Origin of the sequence: Sellimonas sp., from assembly GCF_047234585.1 — a bacterium.
Classification (GTDB): domain Bacteria; phylum Bacillota; class Clostridia; order Lachnospirales; family Lachnospiraceae; genus Sellimonas; species Sellimonas caecigallum.
The window spans coordinates 48,638-71,623 of record NZ_JBKSWG010000007.1 but is presented as its reverse complement, the minus strand read 5'-3'; the positions used below and the strand labels follow the sequence as shown (position 1 = coordinate 71,623).

General features: G+C 45.7%; 19 protein-coding genes, 2 tRNA genes and 1 riboswitch. All 21 genes read right to left on the bottom strand.

Annotation, left to right across the window (positions count from 1 at the left end; all coding sequences use genetic code 11):
• Window positions 1–40 precede the first annotated feature (40 nt).
• The 21 genes from ACLROL_RS04300 to ACLROL_RS04200 all read right to left on the bottom strand — a co-directional run bounded on the left by ACLROL_RS04300 (window position 41) and on the right by ACLROL_RS04200 (window position 22,986).
• Complete coding sequence (locus tag ACLROL_RS04300) at window positions 41–1,066, bottom strand: branched-chain amino acid aminotransferase (RefSeq protein ID WP_087211834.1); 1,026 nt, start codon at window positions 1,064–1,066, stop codon at window positions 41–43.
• Window positions 1,067–1,164: 98 nt separating this feature from the next.
• Window positions 1,165–1,674, bottom strand: a complete 510-nt coding sequence (ilvN, locus tag ACLROL_RS04295) for an acetolactate synthase small subunit (protein WP_087211838.1) — start codon at window positions 1,672–1,674, stop codon at window positions 1,165–1,167.
• 12 nt (window positions 1,675–1,686) lie between these two features.
• Window positions 1,687–3,405 (bottom strand): biosynthetic-type acetolactate synthase large subunit, encoded by a 1,719-nt coding sequence (ilvB, locus tag ACLROL_RS04290; protein ID WP_288723316.1) that lies wholly within the window; start codon window positions 3,403–3,405, stop codon window positions 1,687–1,689.
• Between the two features lie 250 nt (window positions 3,406–3,655).
• On the bottom strand, window positions 3,656–4,147 hold the full coding sequence (locus ACLROL_RS04285) for a dihydrofolate reductase (RefSeq protein WP_087211843.1): 492 nt from the start codon (window positions 4,145–4,147) through the stop codon (window positions 3,656–3,658).
• 11 nt (window positions 4,148–4,158) lie between these two features.
• The gene (gene thyA / locus ACLROL_RS04280) at window positions 4,159–5,007 is read right to left on the bottom strand and encodes a thymidylate synthase (RefSeq protein ID WP_413067389.1); all 849 of its coding nucleotides are present in this window, start codon (window positions 5,005–5,007) and stop codon (window positions 4,159–4,161) included.
• A gap of 27 nt (window positions 5,008–5,034) precedes the next feature.
• Window positions 5,035–5,604, bottom strand: coding sequence for a folate family ECF transporter S component (locus ACLROL_RS04275; RefSeq protein ID WP_246599054.1), 570 nt, complete (start codon window positions 5,602–5,604; stop codon window positions 5,035–5,037).
• 79 nt (window positions 5,605–5,683) lie between these two features.
• Window positions 5,684–5,781, bottom strand: a riboswitch (THF riboswitch).
• 51 nt (window positions 5,782–5,832) lie between these two features.
• Window positions 5,833–6,462 carry a pentapeptide repeat-containing protein gene (locus tag ACLROL_RS04270; RefSeq protein WP_087211845.1) on the bottom strand — a complete coding sequence of 210 codons (630 nt, stop codon included), beginning with the start codon at window positions 6,460–6,462 and terminating at the stop codon, window positions 5,833–5,835.
• Between the two features lie 110 nt (window positions 6,463–6,572).
• A tRNA-Gly gene (locus ACLROL_RS04265) sits at window positions 6,573–6,645 on the bottom strand.
• Window positions 6,646–6,680: 35 nt separating this feature from the next.
• A tRNA-Gly gene (locus ACLROL_RS04260) sits at window positions 6,681–6,753 on the bottom strand.
• A 152-nt stretch (window positions 6,754–6,905) separates the two neighbouring features.
• The gene (gene aspS, locus ACLROL_RS04255; RefSeq protein WP_087211848.1) at window positions 6,906–8,705 is read right to left on the bottom strand and encodes an aspartate--tRNA ligase; all 1,800 of its coding nucleotides are present in this window, start codon (window positions 8,703–8,705) and stop codon (window positions 6,906–6,908) included.
• 30 nt (window positions 8,706–8,735) lie between these two features.
• Window positions 8,736–10,004 carry a histidine--tRNA ligase gene (hisS, locus tag ACLROL_RS04250; protein WP_087200221.1) on the bottom strand — a complete coding sequence of 423 codons (1,269 nt, stop codon included), beginning with the start codon at window positions 10,002–10,004 and terminating at the stop codon, window positions 8,736–8,738.
• A complete protein-coding gene (gene hemZ / locus ACLROL_RS04245) occupies window positions 9,995–11,458 on the bottom strand; it encodes a coproporphyrinogen dehydrogenase HemZ (protein WP_087211850.1) in 1,464 nt (487 codons plus the stop codon). The genes hisS and hemZ overlap by 10 nt, the downstream gene beginning before the upstream one ends.
• Window positions 11,459–11,471: 13 nt before the next feature.
• Window positions 11,472–12,092 (bottom strand): MBL fold metallo-hydrolase, encoded by a 621-nt coding sequence (locus tag ACLROL_RS04240; RefSeq protein ID WP_087200219.1) that lies wholly within the window; start codon window positions 12,090–12,092, stop codon window positions 11,472–11,474.
• Window positions 12,093–12,111: 19 nt separating this feature from the next.
• Window positions 12,112–14,430, bottom strand: coding sequence for a RelA/SpoT family protein (locus tag ACLROL_RS04235; RefSeq protein WP_087200217.1), 2,319 nt, complete (start codon window positions 14,428–14,430; stop codon window positions 12,112–12,114).
• Between the two features lie 122 nt (window positions 14,431–14,552).
• The gene (gene recJ / locus ACLROL_RS04230) at window positions 14,553–16,313 is read right to left on the bottom strand and encodes a single-stranded-DNA-specific exonuclease RecJ (protein WP_087211856.1); all 1,761 of its coding nucleotides are present in this window, start codon (window positions 16,311–16,313) and stop codon (window positions 14,553–14,555) included.
• A gap of 58 nt (window positions 16,314–16,371) precedes the next feature.
• Window positions 16,372–18,534 (bottom strand): protein translocase subunit SecD, encoded by a 2,163-nt coding sequence (gene secD, locus ACLROL_RS04225; protein ID WP_087211865.1) that lies wholly within the window; start codon window positions 18,532–18,534, stop codon window positions 16,372–16,374.
• A gap of 25 nt (window positions 18,535–18,559) precedes the next feature.
• Window positions 18,560–19,969, bottom strand: a complete 1,410-nt coding sequence (scfB, locus tag ACLROL_RS04220) for a thioether cross-link-forming SCIFF peptide maturase (RefSeq protein WP_087200300.1) — start codon at window positions 19,967–19,969, stop codon at window positions 18,560–18,562.
• Between the two features lie 111 nt (window positions 19,970–20,080).
• A complete protein-coding gene (gene scfA, locus ACLROL_RS04215; protein ID WP_008976445.1) occupies window positions 20,081–20,224 on the bottom strand; it encodes a six-cysteine ranthipeptide SCIFF in 144 nt (47 codons plus the stop codon).
• A gap of 81 nt (window positions 20,225–20,305) precedes the next feature.
• Window positions 20,306–20,674 (bottom strand): TIGR04086 family membrane protein, encoded by a 369-nt coding sequence (locus ACLROL_RS04210; protein WP_087200212.1) that lies wholly within the window; start codon window positions 20,672–20,674, stop codon window positions 20,306–20,308.
• A gap of 69 nt (window positions 20,675–20,743) precedes the next feature.
• Entirely contained in the window at window positions 20,744–21,373 is a 630-nt protein-coding gene (locus tag ACLROL_RS04205; RefSeq protein WP_413067388.1) for a stage V sporulation T C-terminal domain-containing protein, read from the bottom strand.
• Between the two features lie 56 nt (window positions 21,374–21,429).
• The gene (locus ACLROL_RS04200) at window positions 21,430–22,986 is read right to left on the bottom strand and encodes a recombinase family protein (protein ID WP_204907603.1); all 1,557 of its coding nucleotides are present in this window, start codon (window positions 22,984–22,986) and stop codon (window positions 21,430–21,432) included.

The window sequence follows — 22,986 nt, the reverse complement described above, 5'->3', positions numbered from 1 at the left end:
GAAGGGACTTCAAAAAGTCCCTTCCTTCCGGTATTTTGACCTATTCAATTACATGGATCCAACCTTCCGGTGCTTCGATCCTTCCCATCTGAATGCCCGTCAGTGTGTCGTAAAGTTGTTTTGTGACAGGCCCCATCTCCTCCATACCGGATGCAAAACAGATCTCTTTTCCGTGATCTACGATCTTTCCTACCGGAGATACAACTGCCGCTGTGCCGCACAAACCGCATTCTGCAAAATCTTTCACTTCATCCAGATGCACTTCTCTTTCTTCTGTCTCAAGTCCAAGATATTCTTTTGCAACATACAGCAGAGAACGCCTTGTGATAGACGGAAGAATGGATGAGGATTTCGGGGTAACTACCTTTTTATCTTTTGTGATGAAAATGAAGTTTGCTCCTCCGGTCTCCTCTACTTTCGTCCTTGTGGCTGCATCCAGATACATATTTTCCGCATACCCTTCTTCGTGTGCTCTCACGATCGCGTGAAGACTCATGGCATAGTTCAGGCCTGCCTTGATATGTCCTGTACCGTGCGGCGCTGCACGGTCAAAATCAGAAATCTTGATTGTTATCGGCTTGGCCCCTCCTTTAAAATATGGTCCTACCGGTGTTGTGAAGACACGGAACTGATACTCATTTGCCGGACTGACCCCGATAACTGAGTCAGAACCAAACATGTACGGGCGGATATACAGGGTTGCTCCGGAACCATACGGAGGTACCCAGGCTGCATTTGCTTTTACTGTCTTTGTAACTGCATCTACGAACCGTTCCTTCGGAAATACCGGCATTTCAAGCCGCTTTGCAGAATCCTCCATTCGCTGTGCATTCAGATCTGGTCGGAATGTCACAATACGTCCGTCTTCTGTCGTATATGCCTTCAGCCCTTCAAATACGGTCTGTGCATACTGAAGTACCCCGGCACATTCATTTAAGACAATATTGGCGTCTGATATGAGCTCTCCGTCATCCCACTTTCCATCTTTATAGTTAGCGACATATCTTTTATCTGTCTCAATATACCCAAATCCCAGATTTGACCAGTCGATATTTTTCTTTTCCATGTTTCAACCACTCCATTCTCTTCACTTTTCTATTTTTCTAGTATAAAACTGTTTTTACAAAAATTCAAGAGTGCGCTCTGTTTTTTTGCAGATACATTTTACCGCTCTGCCATACTGATTGCCTCGATGCCGACGCTTCCGCCCCTCACTACTTCAATAGAATGGAATTCTTCCTGCATCAGCTTGATGACCGCGTCATTTTTTGTGGCTGTCTGTACAAATTCCAGAAGCATGCTGTCCTTTCCATAATCCACCACTTCCGCATTGAATGTCTCAGCGATCTGGAACAGCTCTGTCTTCTCTTTGAGTCCGCACTTTTTCACTTTCACATAAAGGATCTCATGCATACATACAGACAGATCCGTAAAATCCACCACTTTAATGACTTCCACCATGCGGTTCAGCTGCTTTTTGATCTGTTCAAATGTCTCTTCATCACTTTTTGTCTCTATGGTCATACGGGAAACTGTCGGATCTTCCGTCCTTCCTACCGTAAGACTCTCCAGGTTATAGCATTTCCCGGAAAACAGTCCTGATATTTTGGACAAAACACCGATCTGGTTTTCCACATACAAAGAAATCCATCTTTTTTTCAGCATTCTGTTCATATTTCCTTCCTCCTAACAGTCCATCAGCATTTCCTGGAGTGTGCCTCCCGGTTTGATCATCGGATAAACCAGCTCTTCCGGATCGATGATAAATTCGATCAGAGTCGGTACTTTTGTTTCCTTCTTTGCCCGGGAAAATGCAGCTTCGATATCTTCTTTCTGTGTTACCCGGATACCTTTCGCCCCGTAACTTTCGGCAAGTTTGACAAAATCCGGCGTGTATTCCGGAAGCTTTTCGTCCCCTCTGCGAAGAGCAGCTCCTGCAAGCAGATTCGTCATCGAATAACGTTTTCCGTAAAACAGCTTCTGCCACTGTCTTACCATTCCCAGATATGTATTGTTGAGAACACAGACAATGATCGGAAGTTCCTCAAGCACCGCCGTTGCAAACTCCTGGATATTCATCTGCATGCCGCCGTCCCCTGATATCACGATGACCGGTTTGTCAGGATTGCCAAGTTTCGCCCCGATACCGCCCGGAAATCCGTAACCCATCGTTCCAAGTCCTCCGGACATCAGAAGTCTCTTCTTCTCTGTGATCTGTGCATACTGAGCCGTAAACATCTGATGCTGTCCTACGTCTGTCACAATGATCGCTTCATCAAAGCAGTGATTGATACACTCGATAATATCCTGCGGCTGCATCGTGCCGCCTTTTTTCTTCATCTGAAGCGGATGTTCTTTCTTCCATCCTTCAATTTGCTGCATCCATTCCTCTGTCTCGTTTGCCTCTGCGTATTCCAGCATCTTCTCAATCGCCTCTTTTGCGTCAGCAACAATCGGGATGTCTACATGGATATTTCTGGAAATGGACGCAGTGTCGATATCGATGTGTACGATCTTGGCATTTGGAGCAAAAGCGTGCAGTTTTCCGGTAATCCTGTCATTAAAACGTGTCCCTATGGAAAACAGTACATCACACTCTTCCACTGCCATATTGGCTGCATATGCACCGTGCATTCCAAGATTGGCCACGTAATACGGATGATCTGTCGGGATTGCCCCTCTTCCCATAACCGTCGTGATTACCGGAACTTTTGTTTTCTCTACCAATTTGGTAAACACCTCGTTAGCCCCGGCGATAATGACTCCGCCTCCGGCAAGGAAAAGTGGCTTTTTTGCATGAGCCAGCAGTTTGACTGCCCTTTTTAACTGTCCGATATGGACTGTTTTATTTGGTTTATAACCTCTGATATTGACTTCCTGAGGATATTCCGGAGAACCAAGTTCTGCCATCACATCTTTCGGAAGGTCCACAAGAACCGGTCCCGGTTTTCCGCTTCTTGCGATATAAAACGCTTCTTTTATGATCCTTCCAAGCTCTTCTCTGTTGTGGACGGTCACTCCATACTTCGTGATACTTCTCGTGATACCGACAATATCCACTTCCTGAAATGCGTCGTTTCCGATCAGATGGCGCGCCACCTGTCCTGTAAAGCACACGAGCGGTACGCTGTCATAATTGGCTGTGGCAAGCCCGGTAACAAGATTTGTCGCCCCAGGTCCGCTTGTCACGAGACACACTCCTACCTTTCCTGTCGATCTTGCGTAGGCATCCGCCTCATGTACAAGTGCCTGCTCATGGCGCGGAAGGATAATTCGAATGTCTCCTTGTTTATACAATTCATCGCTGATATCGATGGTGCATGCCCCAGGATAACCAAAAAGTGTATCCACACCTTCTTCCTTCAGCGCTTTTACCAAAAGTTTATTCCCCGTTATTTTCCTCATGCTTCTTCCTCCTTTTCTTCTTTTTTCTTCAGCAGACGAAGAAATCGCTCTCTTCTTGCTGCTCGAATGATATAAAAACGCCCTAAGCAAACGCTTAGGGCGAATATAAATCTGTGCTGCCACCCACATCCAGAATCTTTCTGTGCTCTGCCAGTACTTTCATACTGCTCCCTGTCACTGCATTTCTCTGTTTTGCTAAAGTGTTTACAGCCATTATACGTTTTCTGCCTGTCAATTGTCAAGCTGATTTTTATTTTGTCCGTCTATATTTCGTAAAGACATATTCCAAATCGAAATATGTCTGTTCTTCTGTCTCTCCTTCCAGCGTCCATTCCACATCTTCATCCAGATTTGGGAAAAACGTATCTGCCTCATAGGCATGGTCTATCTTTGTCACATATGCATCCGTGCAGTACGGAAGCATCTGACGGTAAATGCTCTCTCCACCGATCACATAGATACTTTCATCCGGATAATTCTGAAGCTCTTTTAAGAGACTTTCCACATCGTGTACGACGATGGCATCCTTTACTTTATATCCCCTGTCTTTCGTAAGGACGATATTTGTCCGCTTTTTCAGAGGCTGTCCCCCCGGGAAACTCTCAAGCGTCTTTCTTCCCATAACAACAACCTTACCTGTCGTCGTTTCCCGGAAAAACTTCATATCAGCCGGAATACTTACAAGCAAGTTATTCTTATTTCCGATTGCCCAGTTTTTATCTACAGCAACGATCAGATTCATCTTCTTCCTCCTTATACCGCGATCGGGATATCCTTGACCTGCGGTCCTGTCACATAGTCGATCAGTTTTACATCATCTGTGGTAAACTCATAGAAGTCTTTGACCTCCGGATTCAGCCAGAATTTTGGCGCTTCATATGTCTCTCTGCCGATCAGCTCCTCCACAAGAGGGATATGCCGGTCATAGATATGGGCATCCGCGATCACATGGACAAACTCTCCCACCTGCATATCACATACCTGAGCCAACATATGCATCAAAACTGAATACTGGCACACATTCCAGTTATTTGCCGCAAGGACGTCCTGGGAACGCTGATTGAGAATTCCGTTGAGAACCAGTTTCTCACTGTCCGGCTTTTTCGTCACATTGAATGTCATACTGTAGGCACACGGATACAGATTCATCTCATGCAGATCCTGATGTACATAAATATTTGTCAGAATCCTGCGGCTGTACGGGTTGTGTTTGAGATCATAGATGACCCGATCGACCTGATCCATCATCCCTTCCCTGTACTGATGTTTTACCTGCATCTGGTATCCGTACGCTTTTCCGATATATCCGTCCTCATCCGCCCAGCTGTCCCAGATATGCGGCTTGAGATCATGGATATTATTGGATTTTCTCTGCCATATCCAGAGCAGCTCATCCGTGCAGCTTTTAATCCCTGTCTTTCGAAGTGTCAGGGCCGGGAACTCTTTGGAAAGATCATAGCGGTTCACAACGGCAAATTTTTTGATCGTGTAGGCCGGTGTCCCGTCTTCCCATTTCGGACGCACCTTTTCTCCTTCTGTACTCGTGCCGTTGTCAATGATATCCCGGCACATGTTGATAAACACCTGATCAGCATAACTCATCTGGCTTTTCCTTCCTTTCTCTGCTTTCTATCTTTTTGATCTTACCAAAGCAAATATATTTGCTTTGGATAACGTCTTGACAACAAGATAAAACAATAACGTCTCTATCGGCACCATAATGATCTGCTTCAAAAATCTGGCCGGCAGCAAGGCGAAAAATGAATTCCCGTACATAACCATCAACCACCATGTATTCAGGAGACTGTTGATCAACACGGCTACCGTCACTTTGGCTGCGATCATCCGCGGAATGGAAAAAGGCTTTTTGTAGAGAAACAATCCATAGATCACTCCTCCAAGCAAAGCACTTACTGTAAATCCCGGGAAAAAGGCTCCCGTCGGCTTTGCGAGATATTTCAGGATATCTGCAAGGCCTGCCACAATCCCTCCCACGGAAGGTCCGAACATCATGGCTGCAAGTTCATTTGGAAGGAAGGAAAAACCGATCTTCAAGTAATCGGTTACCTGTATCGTTCCAAAGATCATCAGCACGACTGCCATGGCAAGAAGCATAGCGATAACCGAAAGTGTACGGCTGTCCCGAAGCTCTTCCAGAGATTCCCGGAATATGTTTTTGGGTTTCATTCTTTTTTCCATAAAAATATACCTCCTTTGCAGTAGTCCTTTTGCCACGCACAGCAGGTATAGTATCTCGAAACGCTATCTGTCTATGTGCAGCAGCGGGATGCGAAATATGTACCGCAAGAATTCCCTTTTCGTCCATCGGCAACTCCCCGTCCGGCTGGCACTTAACGCACATATCTCTACTCTGCTCTTTCATTTTCTCCTGCATTATAGCATAAACAGGAAGAAGCGTAAAGCAATTTAATACGTTATTGCTTCTTCCCGTGTCATCCAGAAATGGATTCCATGTGTAGAATCCCGAAAACGGTCTTCTGTAAAAGAGTCTGCGTACACCCACATTCCTTTCCTGTACACAAAATTTTCGTCTACAAGAGACCATGCTTCCTCGTATTCTTTTTGGCAGTCTATACTTCTGATCGTGAGTACTTTTGCCTTGTCACATCTGCATGTTCGACCTGTGGCAGAACTTCTCTTCGCATCTGCCGGAACCAAAAGCTGCACGATCCTGTCGTAGACACATTTTTTGTATGCTACAAAGGCTCCGGTCTTAGGACAGCACATCTCCCATCCTTCTGTTTTCTCATCTGTCTTGATCCCTGAAAGCACCGCCCCTTCCAAAACTGAAAGACGGATATCCGTCCCCCGAAGATCAGCCCCGCTCAGATCACATCCTCGGAAATCTGCACCAGACAAATCGGCATTTCGGAAATCTGCATTTCGGAACGTACATTCCCGAAATCTTGTATTTCGCAGACAACTGTCCTGAAAATCCGCTCCATCAAACGAGCTCCCTTCTCCCTGAGCCCACGAAAGATCCTGCCCGCGAAAACAGCTTCCGTCCTTTCCTTCCTTTGTCCATACCTCTTTCATCTTATCGCCTCCAAATACCACATCTTTTAAGGCCAATTCTTATACTTTGGACGAATCACAAAACTTTTGCAATACAAAAAAACAGCCCTGCAATGGACTGATTTTTTGAAAGCGACAGACGGGGTTCGAACCCGCGACCCCAACCTTGGCAAGGTTGTACTCTACCAACTGAGCCACTGTCGCATTTATATATTTTATATCAAATTAAAAGAGAGATAAGCGACAGACGGGGCTCGAACCCGCGACCCCGACCTTGGCAAGGTCGTACTCTACCAACTGAGCCACTGTCGCACATTTTTTGTTCGCTCGGAACAAAAAATATATTACTACATGATTGCTGATCTGTCAATACTTTTTTCTAAATTTTTTTATTTTATTTTTTTCTGATAAGAAGGCAGCTTCTCCCACTGTTCAATAATGGAAGAAGCCGCACGCTTTATATCTTATTCTTCTGTCTCTTCCGCCGGTATCACTGCGATTCCAAGCTCTTCCAGCTGTTTTGTCGCCACTTCTGACGGCGCCTCCAGCATCATATCAGAAGCATCTTTTACTTTCGGGAATGCAATGACATCACGGATACTGTCTTCTTTTGCCATGAGCATGACAAGTCTGTCCAATCCGTATGCAAGTCCTGCGTGTGGCGGAACTCCATATTTGAATGCATCCAAGAGGAAACCAAACTGTTCTTGTGCTTCTTCTTTTGTAAATCCGATCACTTCAAACATCTTTGTCTGAATGTCATTCTGATGGATTCGCACACTTCCTCCGCCGATTTCGGTTCCGTTCAGCACAATATCATATGCTTTCGCGCGCACTCGTCCTGGATCTGTATCCAAATACTGAAGATCTTCTTCCATCGGCATCGTAAACGGGTGATGCATTGCGACGAAACGATTTTCATCTTCATTCCATTCAAGAAGCGGGAATTCTGTTACCCAGAGGAACTTATAGTCGCCTTTATCGAGAAGATCCAGCTGTCTTGCGATTTCGAGCCGGAGATTTCCAAGCACATCCCAGACAACTTTGTTTTTGTCTGCCGCAAAAAGAAGAAGGTCGCCCGGCTGTCCGTCCATAGCTTTTACAAGTGCTTCCATCTCTTCTTCTTTCATGAATTTCGCAAAAGAAGACTTGATGCTTCCGTCTTCCTGGATTGCTGCATAAGCAAGCCCTTTTGCGCCGAATCCTTTCGCAAAATCCACAAGCTTGTCGATCTTTTTACGCGGCATCGCTCCTTGTCCTTTGGCGTTGATTCCTCTTACGCTTCCGCCCTGATCCAGAGCACCTTTAAACACCGCAAATCCGCATTCTTTTACAACTTCACTCACATCAGTAAGCTCCATTCCAAACCGTGTGTCCGGTTTGTCTGAGCCGTAACGATCCATCGCTTCCTGCCATGTCATTCTCTGGATCGGAAGCTGTATTTCGATATTCAGCACTTCTTTAAAGAGTTTTGCAAGGAGACGTTCATTTACATCCAGAACATCGTCCACATCCACAAAAGAAAGTTCCATGTCAATCTGAGTAAACTCCGGCTGGCGGTCTGCCCTCAAATCCTCGTCTCTATAACATCTCGCAAGCTGGAAATAGCGGTCGCATCCGGAACACATCAAAAGCTGTTTCAGCGTCTGAGGAGACTGCGGAAGTGCGTAAAAACTGCCTGGGTGTACCCGGCTTGGCACAAGATAGTCTCTTGCCCCTTCTGGCGTGCTCTTCACAAGTGTCGGTGTCTCGATTTCCAGAAATCCTTCTTCAGACAAAAACTGTCTCGTCAGTGTGGCAATCTGGCTTCTCATCAGAAGATTTCTCTGCATATCCGGTCTTCTCAGATCAAGAAAACGGTATTTCAAACGCAGCTCTTCTTTTGTCTTGCTGTCTTCCTCGATCGGGAACGGAGGCGTCTCGGATTCAGATAATACCCGGAGCTCCCGGACACGGACTTCGATTTCTCCTGTAGCCAGGTTTTCATTGACCGCACCGGAACGTGCCTCGACCGTCCCTACCGCAGCGATCACATACTCGCTTCTGAGTCTTCCGGCTTTCTCAAATCCTTGTTCATCAATACTTCCGTTTTCAAAAATAAGCTGTAAAATTCCGGAACGGTCTCTCAGATCCACGAAAACAATTCCGCCTTTGTTTCTGTTTTTCTGGACCCATCCCATGACGGTCACTGTCTCGCCGATATTGCTTTTCCCAAGTTCCGCACAACGATGGCTTCTTTTTAAACCTTTCATTGATTCTGCCATTTTATTTTCCTCCATGCTTTTGTTTTTCTTTTATTCTTCCGGTAAAAATTCCCGCACAAAACATTCTTTCACATCCGTGTAACCTTCCTGTGCAAGCTGCTCTTTCTGGAATTTCTTGTTTTTCTTCATGTTGGCGATCATGACCTGCTTGCCCTGTTCCCGTTCTTCCTTTGCCAAGGCCAGGATTTTCACGATACCTTGTTCCGGCATTCCTTTTTCAATCAAAAATGCTTTCTTTTCTTTCTGCGTCGGCACCTGATAACCGCTCTCCAAAAGGAGCATGACAATACGTTCAAATCCGATAGAAAAGCCACATGCCGGCGTTTCCTGTCCGGTAAATTTTCCGATCATCTTGTCGTAACGTCCGCCGCCTCCTACAGATCCTCCGAATTCATCCATGGAAATCTCGAATATAGTGCCGGTATAGTAAGACATTCCCCTCACAAGAGTCGGATCGAAACTCATCTTAAACTCAGCCTCTTTTGTCTCCTCCACACTTGAAATGATCATGGAAAGTCCATCCGCCACTTCCTGGTCAAGAAAACTTCCGAGTTTTTCTTTCAAATACCTGATCCCTGCAAGATCGTTTGTCACTTCTTTGAAAAGCTCCAGATATTTATCCACCTTCTCCTGACCATATCCTGCCTCTTTCAACTCTGTCTCCACACCTTCCAGACCGATCTTGTCCATCTTGTCCAGGATAATAAAGACTTCATCGTAGCTGTCTTCCGGGAAACCACTGTACGCTGCCATGGCTTTCAGGATCCTTCTGTCGTTGATACGGATCGTAAAGTTTTTAAAATCCAGTTTCCCGAGCAAAGTACTTGTAGCAAGAATCAGTTCGATCTCTGCCAGGTTGGAAGCTTCTCCAAGGATATCGATATCGCACTGCATGAACTGACGGAAACGTCCTCTCTGCGGGCGATCCGCTCTCCACACATTTCCGATCTGAAGTGCTTTAAACGGAGAAGGAAGTTCGTTGGCATGGTTCGCATAATATCTGGACAATGGAAGTGTCAGATCATATCTGAGACCTCCATCTACGAGATCTGCCTCGCAGGATGCTGTCTCCAGATTGAGTTTGGCTCCTCTTTTCAGGATCTTGAAGATGAGCTGCTCATTCTCCCCTCCCTGTTTGCTCAGAAGATTCTCTATATGTTCCACACAAGGCGTCTCCATCGAGGAGAATCCGAATGTGCGATATGTGTCTTTGATCATCTGAATTACGTAATCACGGATTTCCATCTCCCTTGGAAGCATGTCTTTCATTCCGGTAACCGGTTTTTTCTTTAATGCCATAACCATTCTCCTTTTCGTTCTATCATTTCATCTATCCGGGCAATGTATTCATCTACATTCTTGACATTTTCAATTCGTATGAGTTTTGTCTTTTTCCCGCTTCTGCTGCCCGGCATCACGACTTCATGAGGGAGGACCACTTTGGTGGAAGCTCCTGCCCCCGCCGCAATAATAGACTGTTTTTCTTCCATAATCAGTATATTGTATATTCCTGCTTTGTCAACCTTTGCATAACCGACATTTTCAAAATTTCCGGCCATATTTTTCTGACGGTACAGATAATACGGTACAAGTCCGATTTCCTGTGCGCACTGGTACGCCGCTTCGATCATAGCCGTCAGTTCCGGTGCGGAAAGTTCATGCCCATGAAACCCTTCCCCGCTTCTTTGTTCCTGCCGCAGTCTGGATGCCCGTTTTACCGCAAGTGCATGAACCGTCAGGCTGTCCGGGCGAAGCGCTCTGATCTGCCGCAGCGTATCTTCCATATCCTGCGGTGTCTCCCCCGGAAGCCCTGCGATAAGATCCATATTGATGTTCGTAAATCCAAGTTCTCTTGCAAGAGAGAACGTCTCGATCACATCTTCCACTGTATGTCTTCTCCCAACACGATCCAGCGTTTTCTGCTGCATTGTCTGCGGATTGACGGAGATCCGATCGATGCCGTGATTTTTCAGCACCACAAGCTTTTCTTTTGTAATACTGTCCGGTCTTCCTGCTTCCACTGTAAATTCCAGGAGATGTTCATAGGAAAACGTATTCTCCATATGGGTCAGAATCCTGTCCAGCTGCGGAGCTGTCAGGGATGTCGGCGTTCCTCCGCCGAAATAAACCGTGTTGAGCTTTTTTTCTTTTGAAATTTGTCCGATATAGGAAAGTTCTTTCAAAAGCGCATCCACATAGTTGTCTGTTCTTCCTTCCCATTGAGAAATCGGATAGGACGTAAAAGAACAGTATGCACATGTAGTGGGACAAAATGGAATCCCTACATACAGGCTATAACCATTCTGATAGTCCAGACGGGACAAAAGTTCCTTCTCCCGCTTTGCGATGGCTAGCCCAAGTTCTGCCTTTTTCTCCGTCACAAAATGCTCTCTTTCGATCCAGCGAAGGATTTCCTCCTCCGGCACTCCTTCTTCCAGCTTCTGCATAAACATCTTTGTGGGACGTACTCCGGTCAAACTTCCCCACGGCTGGCGGACTCCTGTCCTTTTAGACAACATTTCATAGAAGGAATGGATGACCTGGTGCTTGCGCTCCCCTCTTTCCATTCCCTCTTTTTCCTCCTTCGATCCAGCCAGGCTTACAGAAAAACAAGAATCACATGTTTTTACTATAATCTGTGACTCTTGTTCCATGTCCACCTTTTGTTTGATTTCCTTGTCCGGATAAAACGTCTTCAGAAGATGATATGCATCATATGTATATAAAGTATCATTACATATCAATTCTATCATAGTATCTCCTGCATCATAAAAAAGGATTATATTTTCTTTCATGCCCTATTGTTGTAGCATTCATATGTCCCGGAAGCACTTTCGTGTCGTCCGGAAGCGGCATCAGTTTTTCTTTAATCCCACGGATCAGATCCGACATACTGCCGCCTTCAAAGTCCGTCCGCCCTACGGAATTGCAAAACAGCGTATCTCCGCTGAAAAGTATTTTTTCCGCCGCTTCATAGTAGCACACTCCACCAGGTGTATGTCCCGGCGTATGGAATACCTGGAAAGAAAATCCGGCTATATTCAGCACTTCCTGATCCTTTACATAGATCGCGTCACGAAATACATATCCATTCGTGTAAATGTCGGACTGATTCCAGTGCGCGTCGCAGATCAGTTCTTTTTCATTTTCTCCCACGTAAACCGGCACCTCATAATGGTCACGAAATTCATCGATCCCCATAATGTGATCAAAATGTCCATGTGTGAGAAGAATCGCCTTAACCTGGATCTTTTCTTCATGGATATATGAAAGCAGCTTTTTCGGGCAGGCAGCCGGATCTACCAGCACTGCCTCTCCCGTGTTTTCATTGATCCCAAGATAAGTGTTCGTCCCGATGATCCCTGTCACAAATGTTTCTATCTTCATCTTCTACCTCTTTCCAGCATCAGCCCGTTGCTCTTTCGATATCGATCACGTTATCTATCTGGCGTAGCTTCTCAATCATCTTTGTCATCTCTGCCTTTCCACATACGACAAATCCCATCTCTACCGTGGCCGTGCCTTTCTTACTGGTCCTTACATTCATTGTCTTGATGTCGATCTCCGCCTCAGTAAAGACCTTGGATATCTCCATGAGCATTCCTGGTTTGTCTACCACATACATCTTGATCTCTGCAAGGAATCTTCCTTCTGTCTCTTCTACCGCATCCGGTTCCCATTCGACCGGAATCAGACGGGCTCTCTCTCTTTCTGTCAAATGAAGGATATTTACGCAGTCTGTTCTGTGGATCGTCATCCCTCGTCCTCTCGTCACAAATCCAACGATTTCATCTCCCGGGAGAGGGCTGCAGCATCTGGAAAATCGAACTGCCATGTCATCGATTCCTTTGACAATGATTCCGCTCTTCGATTTTGTGATCTGCACTTTATTTCTTGACGCTTCGGCTACTTTCTCAAGTACCGCCTCATCTGTGATCTCCTGTCTGTGCTCTTTGCTGTATTCTTCTACCAGTCTGTTTACGACCTGGCCTTCTTTCAGACCCCCATGTCCAAGAGCTGCAAGCACTGCCTCCCAGTCACGGAATCCATATTTTTTCTGTACAACCTGCATATATTTCGGCTTCATCAAATCTGACTGATTGAACCCTTTGGCCTTGCAGTAAGCCAATATCATTTCTTTTCCTTTGATAATATTTTCTTCCTTAAATTCCTTTTTGAACCATTGATTGATCTTGTTCTTCGCCTGCGTGCTCTTTACGATATTGAGCCAGTCACGGCTTGGCCCTTTGGAATTCTGTGAAGTAAGGATTTCGATCATATCTCCGTTCTGGATCTTATAATCTACTTTTACCAATTTTCCGTTTACACGGGCTCCAACCATCTTATTCCCTACCGCGCTATGGATCGCGTAGGCAAAGTCGATCGGTGTAGAGCCGTTTGGAAGATTCTTTACATCTCCGTTCGGAGTAAAGCAGTACACATCTTCGGCAAACAGATCGAGATCGCCTTTGATCAGGTTTAAAAATTCTCTGTTGTCCGACATATCTTTCTGCCAATCCAGAATCTGTCTGAGCCAGCTCAGTTTCTCTTCTTCCTGAGCCTTGATATTCTTCTTTCCGTCATTGGATTCTTTGTATTTCCAGTGTGCTGCGATACCATATTCCGCAGTCTTATGCATCTCTTTCGTCCGTATCTGGATCTCGAAAGGCTGCCCCACAGAACTCATCAGTGTCGTGTGAAGGGACTGATACATATTTGGCTTCGGCATCGCGATATAATCTTTGAATCGGCCTGGAACCGGCGTGTACATCTCATGGATGACGCCAAGAGCCGCGTAACAGTCTTTGACCGTATCTACGATGATCCTGACTGCAAACAGATCATAAATCTGATCTACCGTCTTATCCTGATTGACCATCTTCTTGTAGATACTGAAGAAATGTTTGACTCTGCCGTTTACTTCTGCCTTGATGTTGGCATTCTCCATATGCTGCGAGACTTCTTTGACAATCTGGGCCACAAACTCTTCCCGCTCTGTTTTTCGCTCGTTGATCTGCTGTACCAGATCGTAGAACACTTCCGGCTTCAGATATTTCAGCGCCAGATCGTCAAGTTCTGTCTTGACTTTGGAAATACCAAGCCTCTGTGCGATCGGCGAATAAATATCCATTGTTTCTCTGGCCTTTTCTTTCTGCTTCTCTGGTCTCATAAACTGCAGCGTCCGCATATTGTGAAGCCGGTCGGCCAGCTTGATGATGATGACCCGGATATCCTTTGCCATGGCCAGGAACATCTTTCTCAAATTTTCCGCCTGAACTTCCAGCTTGTCGGAAGAGTAGGACAATTGTCCCAGTTTTGTGACTCCATCCACGAGCAGTGCAACTTCTGCTCCAAAATCCCGTTCGATGTCTTCCCTTGTCGTGTCTGTGTCTTCTACCACATCATGAAGAATCCCGGCCGCAATCGTCTCTTTATCCATCTCAAGCTGTGCAAGTATAATTCCTACCCAGAGGGGGTGGATGATGTAAGCCTCCCCCGATTTTCTAAACTGATCTTTATGTTTGTCTCTGGCCAGCCCATATGCTTTCTCGATCAAGGAGACATCGGCTGACGGGTGGTACTTGCGTATGTGTCCGATAAGATAACGATATAACTCATCCGGGTCCTGATAATCTGCAGGTTCTTTTACCGCATGGCCATCCACTATCCTGAGTCCCTGTCTGACTTCCATCGTGACTTCTTCCGGTCTGATTTCTCCTGCCATATCATTCCCCTCCTTTTTCTAATATGTAAAAATGCCTGTTTTACCCTCAATTCCCTGGTTTCAATTTTGGAGATATCAACTAGTATATCATTATTTTTTCAAAGTTTCAAATCATTCTGTCGCTATCTGTAATCTTTTATGACGATCTGAAGACTTTTTCTGCCCATATATTCGTTGATTCCCGGATAATATGTGATATCCATAAGCATACCCGGTGTACAGCCGTTTAATAACCTTTCTTTGGAATTCATCCCATATTTTTCCGAAAGATATCCAAAAAATTCCTCCGGATCGCCAAAAAACATTGCATCTATGTACGTCCCTTTTGTATCGCACACTTCAAATTTCAGTACATTTCTGTTTTTTCCAAGTATCCGAGCCTTTTTGAATTCCAGTCCCCGCTCCGCGAAGACCGGTTTCCCATTTGCTTTTCCGAATGGTTCCAGCAGGGAAAGTTCCTCAATGAAATCTTCCTGTATTTCCTCCAGCGGAAGCTGCATGTCGATCAGAACTTTCTCCGTCATATCCGTTTTCGTCATTGTCGTATTCTCATTCAGTTCCCTGCGAAGCTTTAGGATATTCTCCTCCGGCAGAGAAAGACCTGCCGCCAATTTATGTCCTCCGAACTTAGTCAGCAGATTTTTACATCTGCTCAGCTCTTCGTACATATGATACGCATCAATGGACCTTCCCGATCCTTTTGCACCTTCTTCCGCTTTTGTCAAGACAAAGACAGGCTTATAGTACCGCTCACGGATCCTTCCCGCCACGATTCCGGCCAAACTTTCATGACATTCCGGGAGAAAGATGACAAGCACCTTGTCATCTTTCAGACCGGTTGTCTCAACCTGAAATATGGCATCTTTTACTGCCTCTTCAGTCAGCGCCTTTCTGCTGTCATTGAGCGCTTTGAGATCTCCTGCAAGAATATCCGCATCTTTTTTTGTTTTTGCCCTGAGAAGCTCCAGAGCTCTCTTAGCAGTATCCAGCCGTCCTCCGGCATTGATACATGGCCCTATCACAAAACCGATATGATAGGAAGAAAGATGGTTTTTGTCTACCCCAGTACACTCGAAAAGCGCTGCCAATCCGTAGTTCTTCGTCTGTTTCAGCATATCGAGACCCTGGCGGACAAAAATCCGGTTTTCATCTGTCAGATCCATGACGTCTCCCACTGTGGCGATTGCCACATTTTCCATAAGATAATCCACATCTTCCGGATCTTTCCCCATGGCATTGTAAAGCGCCTCTATCAACTTGTAGGCGACAGCTGCTCCACAGAGCCCTTTAAACGGATACGGACAGTCCTCTCTCTTGATATCTACAACTGCATCTGCCGGCGGAATCAGATATCTTCTCCCTTCTTCCAGATCTTCAAAAGGCACTTCATGATGATCTGTCACGATGATCGTCATCCCCATGTCTTTTCCGTATGCGATTTCTTCTTTTGCGGCAATTCCATTATCGCATGTCACAATAGTGTCGATGTTGTCGTCCAGCGCCCGGTCGATGAGATCCTTATTTAACCCATACCCATCTTTGATCCGGTCCGGAATGTCGCTGTCCACCTCTGCCCCAAGGCCTTCCAGACCTTCCATAAGAATATATGTCGCATTGACCCCATCGATGTCATAATCTCCGATGACACGGATCTTCTGACCTTCCGTGATCTTTTCCTTCAGGATCTCCACTGCTTTATCCATATCTTTCATAAGCATTCCGTCGTAAAGATCCGCTATCGTCCCATTCAGGTAACGATCCATGGCGTCTTCGCCGATGATATCTCTGTTCCTGATAAGAGCCGCCGTCCTCGGATGAATACCAAACCACCTGCCAAGCTCTGTAAAATTGCCGCCCTTCCTGAGCAGAACCCAGTTTTTCATCTTCTTTACCTCTTTCCTGTACAAAAAGGGATGCCGTTTCCACTGCATCCCCTTCTGATTACGCTGTTATTTTTTCTCTGTTTTTTCCGATTTTTGTCCTCATTACATACCAGAGCGCTCCCGTGATACATACAGAAGAGTACGCTCCGCACACGATACCTACCATCAGAGGAAGTGCAAATTCCTTAATAGAACTTACACCCATAACGAAGAGCACAAATATCATGATAAATGTCGTAAGCGATGTATAGATGCTTCTTGTCAATGTCATCGTGATACTTCTGTTGACAATATCTGCAAGCGGCTCTTTTCTTCTTCTCGTCTTCAGTTCTTCCCTTATGCGGTCGAAAATAACGATAGTCGCATTGATGGAATATCCGACGATGGTAAGCATGCAGGCAATGAAAGTATTGCCCACGCTGATCCTTGACACTGCATAAAATACAAGTACCACAAGTACATCATGAACCAATGCGGCAACGGAACTTGTCGCAAATCGGATATCTTTAAACCGGAACCAGATGTAAAGGAGCATACATACTGCTGCGATCGCAACTGCGATGATCGCATCCTGTCTCATCTCGGAACTGATAGTAGAGCTGATATTGGAATACGTGATTTTCGATTCATCTACCTGGAACTCTTCCACCAGAGCCTGATCCAGAGCCTCCCTCTTTTCCAGATCAAGTGCTTTTGTCTTGATAATGACCTGATTGGTATCACGCACTTTCTGTGTCTGTACTTCCGCATCTCCGGTTGCCTTTTCCACTACAGGAACAACCTTGGAATCAATCTCCTCCAGGGAATAATCCTGATTAAAAGTAACATTTGTGGACGTACCTCCCTGGAACTCCAGACTGTACTCCAGCATTCCTTTTCCTCTTGCGCCGTTCACACCCATGACAATCAAGCCAGCAGCGATAACCGCAATGGAGGCGGCAAAGAAAATCTTTCTTTTTCCAAGGAAATTGATCGGCTTTCTTGCCGGCTTCACTTTCGCATAGAATTTTTCCTTCCGGATTCCGATGGCATAGAACGCATTGATGATCATCCTGGTAATTACCAGTGCTGTGAACATAGACACAACGATACCAAGGGCCAGCGTCTGAGCAAATCCTTTGACACTCCCTGTTCCTTTCAGCCAGAGCACAACCGCTGCGATCAGCGTTGTGACATTTCCGTCCACGATGGCAGAAAGAGCTTTCTGGAATCCAAGTCTCAATGCCGACTTCACACTCTTTCCATCTGTGATTTCTTCCCTCACACGTGCAAAAATAATGACATTCGCATCTACCGCCATTCCGATAGACAGGATGATACCTGCAATCCCCGGAAGTGTGAGCGTGATATCAAATGCATTCAGAAGTACAAGCACGATCCCAGTATAAATCAATAAGGCAATACTGGATGCAAGCCCCGGCAGGAGATAAACCACGCACATGAAGATGAAAACGATGATCAGACCAATCACACCTGCTTTCAGGCTTGTACTGATTGCTTCTTCCCCGAGCTGCGCCCCTACCACTTGAGAATTGAGTTCTTCTAATTCGAGCTTCAATCCGCCGATACGGATGGTAGATGCGAGTTCTTCCGCCTCCTCAAAGCTTGACATTCCATTGATATAAGCCATTCCATCTGGGATTTTTTCATCTACGTTCGGAGAACTGATCGTCTCTCCATCGTAGATGATAGCGATCTGTTTTCCGATATTTTCTTCTGTAGCCTTGGCGAACTTTTCTTTTCCTTCTTCGTTCAGCTGAAGCTCCACCATATATTCTGCGGCACCAGTGTCTTGATTCTGCCCCGTCTTTGCCTCCGCTGTCTTGATGTCACTTCCGGAAAGAACCGTCTCTCCATCTTCTGTCTGAAATTCCAGAGAACCTGGCTTTCCGAGTTCCGTAAGGATGGCATTTGCATCGTTTACCCCAGGTATCTCGATGCTGATCCTGTCATCGCCTTCCTGATACACCGTTGCTTCTGTACTGTACCCATCCACACGTTTCTGAAGCTTATAGACTGTATCGCGCATTTCCTCACTCGTCGGATTTTTATCCGTTACCTTGTACGTAATGCTGACACCTCCGGCCAAATCCAGTCCAAGCTTGATGTTTTCCATCGCGCCGGTATTGCGGCTGCCAAATCCGACAAGAGTCGTGAATCCCAGTATCACGATCAAAGCCGCCACGACAAAGAGACTTGCTATCCCTCCGCTTTTCTTCATGTCTTCACACCCTTCCATTCTGCTTCTACGCTTCGGATTCTCCCAAGTCCGCAAGCGCTGCTTTTATCATGATGGCACACTCAACCCTCTTGCGCTCCATCTCACATCCGATATCGTAGGCCTCATTGAGAGATCCTTCGAAATGATATGCATTTGCCATACATCCGCCGCTGCAGTAAAACTTTGCAAAACAGTTTCTGCATTTTTCCTTGGAATACACATTGCATCCACGGAACGCCTCGGCAATCTCAGGCTTCGTGATCCCTTCATCCACATTGCCCATCAGGAAGTCCTCATCCCCGACAAACTGATGGCATGGGTAGAAATCTCCCCAAGGCGTCACTGCAAGATATTCCGTTCCCGATCCGCATCCGGAAAGCCGTTTAGCGATGCACGGTCCGCCTTCCAGATCGATCATGAAATGGAAGAAGTTGAATCCTTTGCCTTCCTTCTCCCGCTGGATCATATATTGTGCAAGCTTGTCATACTCATCAAAAATCTGCGGAAGATCTTCTTTGCGGATCGCATACGGATCTGTCTCGTCTCCTACCACAGGTTCAATAGACATCTGTTTAAATCCAAGATCCGCAAAATGCATCACATCTTTTGAAAAATCCAGATTATTTCTCGTAAATGTTCCTCTCACATAGTAGCGGATCTGGTCGCGGCTGTCTGCAAGCTTCTGAAACTTCGGCACGATCAGATCATAGCTTCCTTTTCCGTTCCGGAACGGTCTCATTGCGTCATTGACTTCCTTTCGTCCATCAAGACTTAAGACCACATTATCCATCTCTTTGTTCAGGAATTCCTGGATTTCGTCATTTAAAAGCACTCCGTTCGTAGTCAGCGTAAAGCGGAAATGCTTGTCATATTTCTTTTCCTGCTCTCTTCCGTATGCCACCAGGTCTTTTACAACCTGCCAATTCATAAGCGGTTCTCCGCCAAAGAAGTCCACTTCGAGATTTCTTCTGCTGCCGGAATTTGCGATCAGGAAATCCAACGCCTTTTTCCCAACTTCAAAAGACATAAGTGCCCTTCTTCCGTGGTATTCCCCTTCCTCCGCAAAACAGTATTTGCATGCCAGGTTACAATCGTGAGCGATATGTAAACAAAGAGCTTTTACTACCGTCTTTCTCTTCATAACTTCCCCGATACAAGACTCATGTGTATCTGGTGCAAAAAGCTGTCCTTCTTTTGCCAATTCGGCCAAATCCGGAAGCAGGGAGAGAAGTTCTTTTTCGCTGTATTTATCTGAAAGCTCTTCAAGCACTGCTTTCTTCGTTTCTTCTGACTGGATCGTCTCCGCAGTCTGATCCTGACACAATCTGTCCAGGCAGGCGATCACATCGTATCCCATCTGGTCCACAACATGCACGCATCCACTGTTGACGTCCAGGACAATATTATATCCGTTGTTCTGGTACTGGTGAATCACAAACGGTACCCCTTTCTGTTTATCGATATTTTTTCTGAGATTTTCTTGCAACATCAACAGACAGCGACCGGTCAGCCGCTGTCTGTGAAAATTTTCCTGTATGATTTCTGCTTATTTCTTCTGTTCGCAGGTCTGGTTTCCTACTGTGCAGGATGTCTTACATGCAGACTGGCAGGATGTCTGACATTCTCCGCATCCGCCTTTCTTCATTGTGTTGTTTAAAGTCTGTGTATTTAATGTTTTAATGTGTTTCATTTCCTGTTTCCTCCTTTGGTTTATGCTATTCGATATTATAGCATACTGCCCTCTCTTTTTAAAGTATTTTTTTCTTCCTTCTCAAGAAAACATACCTCCCAGCATTCCTCCTGCCGAGCAAAGTACAAGTGTCGTCAAAAGATTGACCACATCTCCCTGCAACGTGTGATACACTCCAAACGAGACGAGCAACAGGAGCAGAAAATACAGAATACCTAATACAAGCCCCCATATGAACTTTTTGACTTTCTGAAGTTTTCCAAGCAAAAATCCTCCTGCAAAGGCGGAAACTACATAGATTCCTATGATACCTGCCGACACTTTTCCTTTATCAAGATTCAGTTTGTAAAGAAGCACCGCCAATACAAGAAGCAGCAGCGCCGTGATGGCATAAGATACCAACAATGCCTGAAAGATGCGCATAATCCCTGTTTTCTGACTTTTCCCCATCACACCCTCCTTGTCCTTTTTCTAAGACTATTGTATGATGCTTTTTCGGGATTTATGACTCAAATGCCTTTACGCTTCCATCTGACTTCCGAGAAACATTGCCGCACATGCGGCAAGTTTCTGACGGACTTCCCTTTCTTTTCCTTTTTCCCTGCTCAAAAATATGACGCTTCCGATGACATCCCCTCCTGATAGAATTGGATAGATGATTTCCTCCTGATAGGAGATCTGTTCTGCCTTAGATATCGCAATGTACTCTTTTTGGCCGATTTCTGCAATTATCGGTCTTCTCCCTTCCGCCGCATCCATAAGCTCTTCCGATATTTCTTTTTCCAACATTTCCTTTTTTCCTGCCCCCGAGGCTGCAATGATCTTTTCCATATCCGTAATGCAAACAAGGAGCCCTGCCGTCTGCGAGAGACTTTCTGCGTACTGCTCCGCAAAAGAGTGGATTTCCCCAAGAGGAGAGTATTTTTTCAACACGATCTCCCCTTCTCTTCCCGTAAATATTTCAAGGGGAGTGCCTTCCCGTATACAGAGTGTCCTTCTGATTTCTTTGGGAATGACTACCCTCCCCAGATCATCTGATTGTGTCAAGTAAGTGCAAAAAAATTTTTCGGCATCCTCGAAAACCCTGATAAAATGGGCATTTTCGGGCTTTCGAGGAAGTCGAAAAAACTCATTTTTTGCGGTACCCATTGTGTGATTATAAGGCTAAAAGCCGTAATTTTCCGCAAAATCCATGAAATCAGTTCCTATGCTGTACGAAAAAGGTCATCGAATTTCCAGACGATTTCAATGTTCTGACCGTCCACAAAATTCACTCTCTTGACTGCATCGTACATGATTTCCCGAAGCGATTCTTCATCCAGGGAATCCGTTTTCCTGGTAATCGCTCTTTCTTTTTTTGCCTGTTCCTCAGCGTCCAGATATTCCTGGTACTCCGCTTCGGTTCGGGCAATTTCCTCTTGCAGCTCCCTGGCACGCTGTTCACGCTGTGCCCGGAGTGCAATAAAATCTTCTCTGGTAATGCGACCTTCCCGGTAATCCAAATAGCTCTGAACCTTCTGACTGTCGCCGGACTTCAACTCGCCTGTCAGTATTTTCAGCTTCTGTCTGAGCATTGTCCCCTTTGGCTGAACCGCTTTGGATTTTCCACGGGACTGAACGGTCATCATGGCGATCTGTGCTTTCAGTGCTTCCAGAACCACTTCTTCAATCCTTGTTTTATCCCAGCGGACTTCTTTGCAGGAATGTTCTTCCTCATTCCAATAAGGTGTTGCACAGTAGAAATGCACATCATTCCCGAAGGTTTTCTGAAGCTTTCTGCCGCAGTGAGCACAGTAAAACGGGTAAACATCCCGTTCTGTTTTCTTTTTATAGGGACGAACTTTCCGCAAAGCATCTTTCGCCGCTTCAAATTCTTCCATCGAAACAATGGCTTCATGAGCGTTCTCATGGATGATCCATTCTTCTTTTGGAACCCTGTACTGAGCTTTGTCCCTGATTTTCCTGCTCTCACGGGTGTGGTTGACCATACAGCCGGTGTACTTGATGTTCCTCAGCATTTCAAGAATCCGCTGATGTGTCCAGAGAGGTTTTTTGTCAGACTGATTTTTTCTCCGAACCCCCTTATACTCAAGCGGTGTCGGAACGCCTTCCGCATTCAGTTCTCTTGCCACCTGACTTGTGGATTTACCTGCAATAATTTCCTCAAACACTCTCCGAACAATAGGTGCGGTTTCAGGGTCAATGACCATTTTGTGTTTTTCCTGCGGCAGTACCCTGTACCCATACAGACAGCAGGAGACGTAACCGCCATCCCTCTGCTTCACCCGCATTGCCGTTTTTACCTTTTTGGAAAGGTCTTTGCTGTAGTAGTCGTAAATCAAATTTCTGAAGGCGACGTCCATCCCAGCGGTATTACCGAGATTCTGTTCACTGTCGTAGTGGTCATTGATGGAAATCATCCGGACTCCCAGAAACGGGAAGATGTGTTCCAGATAATCGCCAACTTCCAGGTAGTCACGTCCGAAACGGGAAAGGTCTTTGACAATCACAATCTGAATCTTTCCGTCCCGGATCAGGTCAATCATCCTCTGGAAGTCCGGTCGCTGGAAGTTCGTACCCGAAAAACCATCGTCGCAGAATTCCATCTGTGGCAATCCGGAAAGGTAGGGATTCAGGGCAATGTGCCGCTGGATCAGCTGACGCTGGGCGGCAATACTGTTGCTTTCATCCTTTGCCTGATTTGTCCGTTTATCCACATCTTCCAGTGAAAGACGAAGATAAACCGCAATACACTTTTTCAT